Annotated in this window: 6 protein-coding genes; 4 read left to right on the forward strand and 2 right to left on the reverse strand. The window is 66.1% G+C overall.

Annotated elements, in window-relative coordinates; all coding sequences use genetic code 11:
- The 4 genes from VK519_RS10930 to VK519_RS10945 form a co-directional block, all read left to right on the forward strand.
- The coding region (locus tag VK519_RS10930; RefSeq protein ID WP_324349757.1) for a GH92 family glycosyl hydrolase at positions 1-1,848 on the forward strand (1,848 nt) is incomplete at its 5' end.
- Between the two features lie 150 nt (positions 1,849-1,998).
- Positions 1,999-3,795 carry a sensor histidine kinase gene (locus tag VK519_RS10935; protein WP_324349759.1) on the forward strand — a complete coding sequence of 599 codons (1,797 nt, stop codon included), beginning with the start codon at positions 1,999-2,001 and terminating at the stop codon, positions 3,793-3,795.
- Complete coding sequence (locus VK519_RS10940; protein ID WP_324349761.1) at positions 3,792-4,238, forward strand: response regulator; 447 nt, start codon at positions 3,792-3,794, stop codon at positions 4,236-4,238. Before VK519_RS10935 ends, VK519_RS10940 begins: the two co-directional genes overlap by 4 nt.
- Before the next feature lie 34 nt (positions 4,239-4,272).
- Positions 4,273-5,820 carry a response regulator gene (locus tag VK519_RS10945; RefSeq protein ID WP_324349763.1) on the forward strand — a complete coding sequence of 516 codons (1,548 nt, stop codon included), beginning with the start codon at positions 4,273-4,275 and terminating at the stop codon, positions 5,818-5,820.
- Positions 5,821-5,835: 15 nt separating this feature from the next.
- Here VK519_RS10945 and VK519_RS10950 read toward each other — a convergent pair whose 3' ends face one another.
- Both VK519_RS10950 and VK519_RS10955 read right to left on the reverse strand, forming a co-directional pair.
- Entirely contained in the window at positions 5,836-7,230 is a 1,395-nt protein-coding gene (locus tag VK519_RS10950) for a sigma-54-dependent transcriptional regulator (protein ID WP_324349765.1), read from the reverse strand.
- A gap of 73 nt (positions 7,231-7,303) precedes the next feature.
- Positions 7,304-7,549 (reverse strand): ATP-binding protein (locus tag VK519_RS10955; protein WP_324349766.1); only part of this gene is annotated, 246 nt, incomplete at its 5' end.

Below are 7,549 nucleotides of genomic sequence, written 5' to 3' on the forward strand. Positions count from 1 at the left end.
CACCGCTACACGTTCCCCAAGGGCAAGCCGGCGCATGTGCTGCTTGACCTTCGCCCGAGCATCTACGACTACGACGGCAAGGTGCTGTGGGCGTCGTTGCGCGTGCGGCCCGATGGCACCGTCACTGGTGGCCGCACCACCCGCGGCTGGGCACCGGGGCGCCAGCTGTTCTTCGCCATGCGCTTCTCGCAGCCGATGGCCTCTCGCGAGCTGTACAACAAGGAGTCGGACGTCCCCTACAAGGGCTTCGCCGGTCCCGGCCAGAAGGGCTACAACACCGACGCCGAAACCGGCCGCGGGCTGTTGGGCGTCTTCGACTTCGGCCAGCTCAAAGCACCGCTCACGGTCAAGGTGGCGATCTCCTCGGTGAGCGAGGACAACGCCGTGGCCAACCTCGATGCAGACGGCAAGAACCTCGACTTCGACGCTGCCCGCGCCGGTGCGCGGCAGTCCTGGGAGAAAGCCCTGTCCACCGTGGACGTTACCGCGCCTGCCGCCACCCGGCGCATGTTCTATACCGCGCTCTACCACGCGATGATCGCGCCGAGCCTGGCCCAGGACGTCAATGGCGAGTACCGCGGCCCGGACAACCAGGTGCACAAAGCCGACAAGTTCACCTTTTATTCCACGTGGTCGCTGTGGGATGTCTATCGCGCGCAGCAGCCGCTGATGACGCTGCTTGAGCCCGACCGCAGCAACGATTTCGTAAGCTCGCTGATCGCCGCACAGCAGTCCAGCCCGTTCGGCATCCTGCCCGTGTGGGCCTACCAGGGTCTGGAAACCTGGTGCATGATCGGCTACCACGCCGTGCCCGTGATTGCCGATGCCTACGTCAAGGGCATCCGCGGCTACGACGCGGACGCAGCCCTGAAAGCCATGGTGGCCAGCGCCACCTATGGCCCCTACGGCGGTCTGGACGGCTACATGAAGAACGGCTACGTGGCCATCGACAAGAGCCCGGAGGCCGCCTCCAAGACAGTCGAATACGCCTTCGACGACTGGACCCTCGCCCAGGCCGCCAAGGCCATGGGCAAGGACGATATCGCCGCCACCTTCTACAAGCGCGCGGCCAATTGGCGTAACACCTACGATGAGAAGACCGGCTTCGCCCGTGCGCGCAAGGCCGACGGCAGCTTCCGGGAACCGTTCGACCCGGCTTCGGCCGGCTATGGCAGCGACTACACCGAAGGCAACGCCTACCAGTATTCCTGGTACGTGCCGCAGGACGTGGCCGGCTTGATCACCCTGCTGGGCGGCGACGCGAAGTTCATCGATCGGCTGGACCAGGTGTTCGAAGCGAAGGTGGATCCGAAATCCTTCGCCCACGTCGAGGACATCACCGGCCTGATCGGCTGGTACGCACACGGCAACGAGCCCAGCCACCACCTGGCCTACCTCTACGACTTCGCCGGCGCCCCCTGGAAGACCCAGGGCCGGTTGAAGCAGATCATGGACACCCAGTACAAGCCCACGCCCGAAGGCCTGGTGGGCAACGACGACCTGGGCCAGATGTCTGCCTGGTACGTGTTCACCTCGCTGGGTTTCTATCCGGTGGCCCCGGCCAGCAACCAGTACGCGATCGGCCGGCCGTTCGTGGCCAAAGCCACCGTGAACCTGCCTTCGGGCAAGCGCTTCACGGTAACCGCCGAGCACCTGGACGACGCCCACCCGTACGTGGCAAGCGTCACCCTCGACGGCAAGCCGCTGGAACGTACCTGGATCAGCCATGGGGAAATTCTTGCCGGCGGGGAACTGCATTTCGTGATGTCGGCCACCCCGCAGAAGGCGTGGGGCAGTTCCACGGCCTCCCGGCCGCAGGCGATGAGCCCGTATGGCGGTGCCCCCTAAGGGGACCGTCACGCCCGGTTCACGGCCCGGTGGGCATCTAGAGCACCAAAAACGCGCGCCCCGATGCCCTCGGCACCGGGGCGCTGGCGTGTAACCATGCGAGAATAGGCGAGATTCGGCGCGACACCGACGATAAGAAAGCGGGGGGAGATGAAAGAACGTACGGTCTTGCGCTGGCGACTAGCGGGACTTCTGATCGCCGTGCTGATCATTGTCGCGCTTCCGTATGTCGTCACCCGCGACAGTGCCGCCGATGCCACGCGGGCCCGCGACTGGGTCACGCATACGGCCGAGGTGCGCGCACGCGCGTTCGGCGTGGAAGCCACGCTCCGCGACAGTGAGGCGGCGATCTACGCCATGCTTGCAGGCGCCAACAGCCCGGCGCTCGACGAGCGCGCCAAAAGTGCCCATAACGAGACCGTCGAACTGGTACGCCAACTGCGGGCGCTTACTGGCGACAACAACAATCAGCAGGTGCGCGTGGGCTCGCTCGAATCCATGACCATCGGCCGCATCACGCTGATGGACCAGGCCCTGGCGCGCATGGCCGCCGGCGACAAGGCCGGCGCCTATGCCTCGATGGCCGACGCAGCCCGGCTGTTTGCTTTTCGCAACACCCTCAATGCGATCATTGCCGACGAAGACAAGCTGCTCGCCCAGCGCCGGGTCGAGGCCCAGCGCCTGGACCGCAACAACCAGTGGATCCTCTTCGGTACCTCGGCGGCGCAGATCATCCTGCTGGTGACCCTGGTGGTGCTGTCCGAGCGGCAGATCGCCCGGCGCCTGGAGGCGGAAGCCGTGGCGCGGTTCGCGGTACAGCGATCCGGGCTCATCGTCCAGGCCGTGCGCGAGCCCATCGCCATGCTCGACGCCAGGCTCAATACCCTGCTGGTGAACGAGGCTTTCGGCGAGCTTTACGGGGTGGAAGACCTTACCGTGTCGGTACCGCTCTCCTCGCTGGGCAATGGTGCATGGAGTGCCCCGGCATTGCTCCAGCGCCTGTCCGACGTGCTGGCCCGCGACCGCGAGCTATGGGATTTCGAAATGAACCAGCGCACGGTCGACGGGGTCGACCGCACGGTGGTGATCAATGCACGCCGGCTGGAGGAGCCGGGCACCGAGCATCCGGCGGTGCTGGTGACGGTCAGCGATATCACCGCACGCGCCCTGGTGGAGCAGCGCGTCAACGAACTGAACCGCCAGCTCGAGGGCAAGGTGGAACAGGTGTCCGATGTCAACCGTGAGCTGGAGGCCTTCAGTTACTCGGTGTCGCACGACCTGCGTGCGCCCTTGCGCCATATCGCCGGCTTCTCCAGCAAGCTGGAGACCCACCTGGCCGAAGTGGCCGACGAGCGCGCGCGGCACTACATCGATATCATCGGTACCTCGGCCCGGCGCATGGCGCAGCTGATCGACGACCTCCTGGTATTCTCGCGCCTGGGCCGTGGGGCGTTGCGATTGCAGCCGATGGACATGCAATCGCTCGTCGAGCAGGCACGTGCGCTGGTTGAAACCGAGGCGGGCGACCGCAAGATCGAATGGGTCATCGCGCCGCTGCCGATCGTGGTGGGCGACGAGAACATGCTGCGCACGGTATGGCAGAACCTGCTCAGCAACGCGATCAAGTACACGGCGCACAGCGCGCGCGCGCGAATCGAGGTGAAAGGCGAGCGCGGCCGTTCGGGTGACTGGGAATTTTCCGTGACCGACAATGGCGCGGGGTTCGACATGCAATATGCTGCCAAATTGTTCGGCGTATTCCAGCGGTTGCACCGTGCGTCGGAGTTTCCCGGCAACGGCATCGGGCTTGCCAACGTCCGGCGCATCGTCGCCCGGCACGGCGGGCGTACCTGGGCTGAGGGCGAGGTCGATCATGGCGCCAGCTTCCATTTTTCCCTGCCTGCCAGCGACATGGGCAAGGCTTTCAGCACAGGTGAGGCAGCATGAACCAGCGTGATCTTCGTACCATCCTGCTTGTCGAGGACAGCGCGGCGGATGCCGAAATGGCCATCGACGCCCTGCGCGAGGCGAAGCTTGCCAACCCCATCGTCCACGTCGAGGACGGCGTGGAATGCATGGATTTCCTGCATTCACGCGGTCGTTTCGCCAACCGTCCGCCGGAGGTTCCCGCGGTGGTGCTGCTGGACATCAAGATGCCGCGGATGGACGGCCTGGAAGCCCTCACCCAGATGCGCGCGGACAGCGCCTTGAAGCGAATCCCGGTGGTGATCCTGTCCTCGTCACGGGAGGAAAGCGACCTTGCGCGCAGCTGGGACCTGGGCGTCAATGCCTATGTCCTGAAGCCTGTGGACGTGCAGCAGTTCTTCACCGCGGTGCAGACCCTTGGCCATTTCTGGGCGGTGCTGAACCAGCGCCCGGAAGGCGAATAGGCCAGGGGCGTCGATGGACTGGAGGGGCGATCCAATGGCACCGCTGCGCGAAGCCGCCCACGGCACCGTGCGCATTTTGCAAGTCGAGGACAATGCCCTCGATGCCGAGCTCATCCTGGGTGAGCTCGAGGCCGATGGCATGGCCTACGAAGTGCGCCTGGTGGAAGACGAAGAGGGCTTCATCGCATGCCTGGACGAATTCCATCCGGACATCGTTCTATCGGACCTCAGCCTGCCTGGCTTCAGTGGCCAGCGCGCGCTGGAGATCCTGCGCGCGCGCGGCTCGGATATACCTTTCATCTTCGTCTCGGCCACCCTGGGCGAGGAAGCGGCTATCGAGGCGCTGCGTAACGGCGCCACCGACTACATCCTTAAACAGCACCATGCACGCCTGGCCAGCGCCGTGCGCCGCGCGCTGCGCGAGGCCGACGAGCAGCGCGCCCGTGCCCGCGCGGAGATGGAACTGATCCGCGCGCAGCGCTTCGAGAGCCTGGCGCTGTTGGCCGGGGGCTTGAGCCATGACTTGCGCAACCTGCTGCAACCGCTGTTGCTGGCCGGCGACACGCTGGAAGACTACGCCGACGATCCGCGGCTGGCCCGCCTGGGGGCGCTGGTGCGCGACTGCGGCCGGCGTGGCCTGGAAATGGTGTCCTCGATGCTTTCCTTCGCGCGTGGCGCGCGACGCGCCGAGCAGGTGCGCCTGGGAGCGTTGCTCGATGCGCTGGGCCTGCTGCTGCAAGGCAGCGTGCCGCGTGGTATCGACATGAGCGTGGACGTCTTCGACGCGGACGTCACCTTCGAGGGCAACCACACCGAGTTGCAGCAATGCCTGTTGAACCTGTGCCTGAATGCCATCCAGGCCATGCCCGATGGCGGCACGCTGAAGGTGGAGACGGCCGGTGAAATGCTCGATGTCGATTTCCTTGAAGGGGGAGAATCCGCGGCGCCCGGCCGTTACCTGCGCTTGTCGGTGATCGACGACGGCCAGGGCATGTCACCGGAAGTGCTGCGCCGGCTGTTCGAGCCGTTCTTCACCACCAAGGAAACCGGCACCGGCCTGGGGCTGCTTTCGTGCAAGCGCATCGTGGCCAGCCATGGCGGCCTGATGCGCGTGCACAGCGTTGCAGGTGAAGGCACCGCCTTCCACCTGTACCTGCCGCTGACCGAGGGTGGGGACATCGAAGATGGCGTTCACGAGGAAACCCTGCAGGGCGAGGCCGAGCGCGTGCTGGTCGTGGTCGAGGAAGCCATGCAGCTGTCGCTGCTCACCGATACGCTCAATGCCTACGGTTACCAGGCCGGTGCCAGCCAGAGCGGCACGGCTGCGTTGCAGTGGATCGAGGCCCACGGCATTCCCGACCTGGTCGTACTCGATGCCGACATGAACCTCTTCACCGGCGTGCGTACCCTGGCCGCCCTGCTCGAGCACGGCTACGACGGCGCGGTTTTGCTGCTGTCGCGGCCAGGCTCGCCGCCCGACCTTGAAGGCCTGCCGCCGCTCGAGCGCCTTTACGCGCTGGACAAGCCGATCGAGGTGAGGGCGTTGTTGCGGGTGGTGCGCGAGGCCCTGGGCAAGGCTTGACTCAAGTGCTCGGCATCAGTCGATGCCGAGCTTCTTGAGCTTGTAGCGCAGGGCGCGGAAGGTGATGCCGAGCTTCTTCGCCGCGGCCGTCTTGTTATAGCGGGATTCTTCCAGCGCCTTGACGATGGCATCGCGCTCGATGTTCGAGATGTAATCTTCCAGGCCGCCGGGATTCTGCGCGGCGGCCACGGGCGCGGCTTCTGCAACGGGCGCCGGTGCGCCGCCGTTGGGCGTGGCGCGCGCCAGCCGCTGCGGCAGCATCAGGTCGGCCGCCTCGATGGTCTCGCCATCGCTCATGGCCATGGCCCGCTCCAGGATGTTCTCAAGCTCGCGCACGTTGCCGGGGAATTCGTATTCCTCCAGCGCCGCCAGTGCGGCCGGCTGCAGGCGCCCGACCGTGCCACCGCTTTCGGCAGCCAGCTGGGCCAGGATGAATTGCGCCAGCGCCGGGACGTCGCCGCGGCGCTCGCGCAGGGGCGGTACGCGCAGTTCGATCACGTTGATGCGGTAGAAGAGATCCTGGCGGAACTGGCCCTCGTCCACGAGCGCCGCCAGGTTCTTGTGCGTGGCAGAGAGCAAACGCACGTCGACGGGAATTTCGTCGCGGCCACCGATCGGGCGCACGGCCTTTTCCTGGATGGCGCGGAGCAGTTTCACCTGCATGTGCAAGGGCAGTTCCGCTACTTCGTCCAGGAACAGCGTGCCGCCCTGGGCGGCCTGGAACAGGCCTTCCTTGTCGGCGTGGGCACCGGTGAAGCTGCCTTTGCGATGGCCGAAGAATTCACTTTCCATCAATTCGGACGGAATCGCGCCGCAATTGACGGGCACGAACGGACCGTTGGCGCGGGGGCCCAAGTCGTGGATCAGACGGGCTACCAGCTCCTTGCCCACGCCCGATTCGCCACCGATGTACACCGGCGCCTGGTTGCGGGCGAGCTTGGCGATGGTGGCGCGCACCTGCTGCATGGCGGCTGAGGCACCGATCAGCCGGTTCGACGGGTCGCCCGCGGCGGCGCTGGCGCTGATGCCGGCCTTGCGCTCCTCCGACAGCTTGAGCGCGGTGCGCACCAGGCGCCGCAGCAGCTGGATGTCGACCGGTTTGGAGACGAAGTCGAAGGCGCCGGCCTTGAGCGCGTTGACCGCCGCGTCAACGTTGCCGTAGGCGGTGATCATCGCCACCGGCGTCTCCGGGAAACGCTCGGCGATCAGCTCGATCAATTCCTGGCCGCTGCCGTCGGGCAGGCGCATGTCGGTGAAGCAGAGGTCGTAGCGGCGCCCATCGAGGGCGGCGCGGGCTTCCCCGACGCTGCCCACGGCGTCCACCTCGAGCTCCATGCGCCCTAGTGTGATCGTCAACAGTTCACGGATATCCCGTTCGTCGTCGACGACCAGTACGGTCTGTTTGCTCATGAGTACGTCAGCATGCCGGTAGTCTTCCCCCCCGGCAAAGATACCCGTGCCGGGCGATAACGCAAGGCTCCCCTCATGTCCGGACGGCCGCGGCGGCCGGTACCGGGTGCCGCGCGGGCGGGGTCAGGGTGATGCGGAAACAGCTGCCGCCGCCGGCCACGCGCACGTATTCCAGCGCCGCCTGGTTCGCCTCGCTCATCTGCCGGGCCAGGTACAGGCCCAGTCCCGTGCCGTATTCGTGTGTCGTGAAGAACGGTTCGAAGATCTGCGCGGCCACCTTCGGCGGGATGCCCGGCCCCCGGTCGATCACCTCGATGAT

The organism is Pinirhizobacter sp. (assembly GCF_035317885.1).
In the GTDB taxonomy this organism is placed as follows: Bacteria; Pseudomonadota; Gammaproteobacteria; order Xanthomonadales; family Rhodanobacteraceae; genus Pinirhizobacter.

Bases quoted from the DNA above. Each gene is read 5' to 3' on its own strand.
- VK519_RS10935 (WP_324349759.1), top strand. From the start codon at position 1,999: ATGAAAGAACGTACGGTCTTGCGCTGGCGACTAGCGGGACTTCTGATC.
- VK519_RS10940 (WP_324349761.1), top strand. From the start codon at position 3,792: ATGAACCAGCGTGATCTTCGTACCATCCTGCTTGTCGAGGACAGCGCG.
- VK519_RS10945 (WP_324349763.1), top strand. From the start codon at position 4,273: ATGGCACCGCTGCGCGAAGCCGCCCACGGCACCGTGCGCATTTTGCAA.
- VK519_RS10950 (WP_324349765.1), bottom strand. From the start codon at position 7,230: ATGAGCAAACAGACCGTACTGGTCGTCGACGACGAACGGGATATCCGT.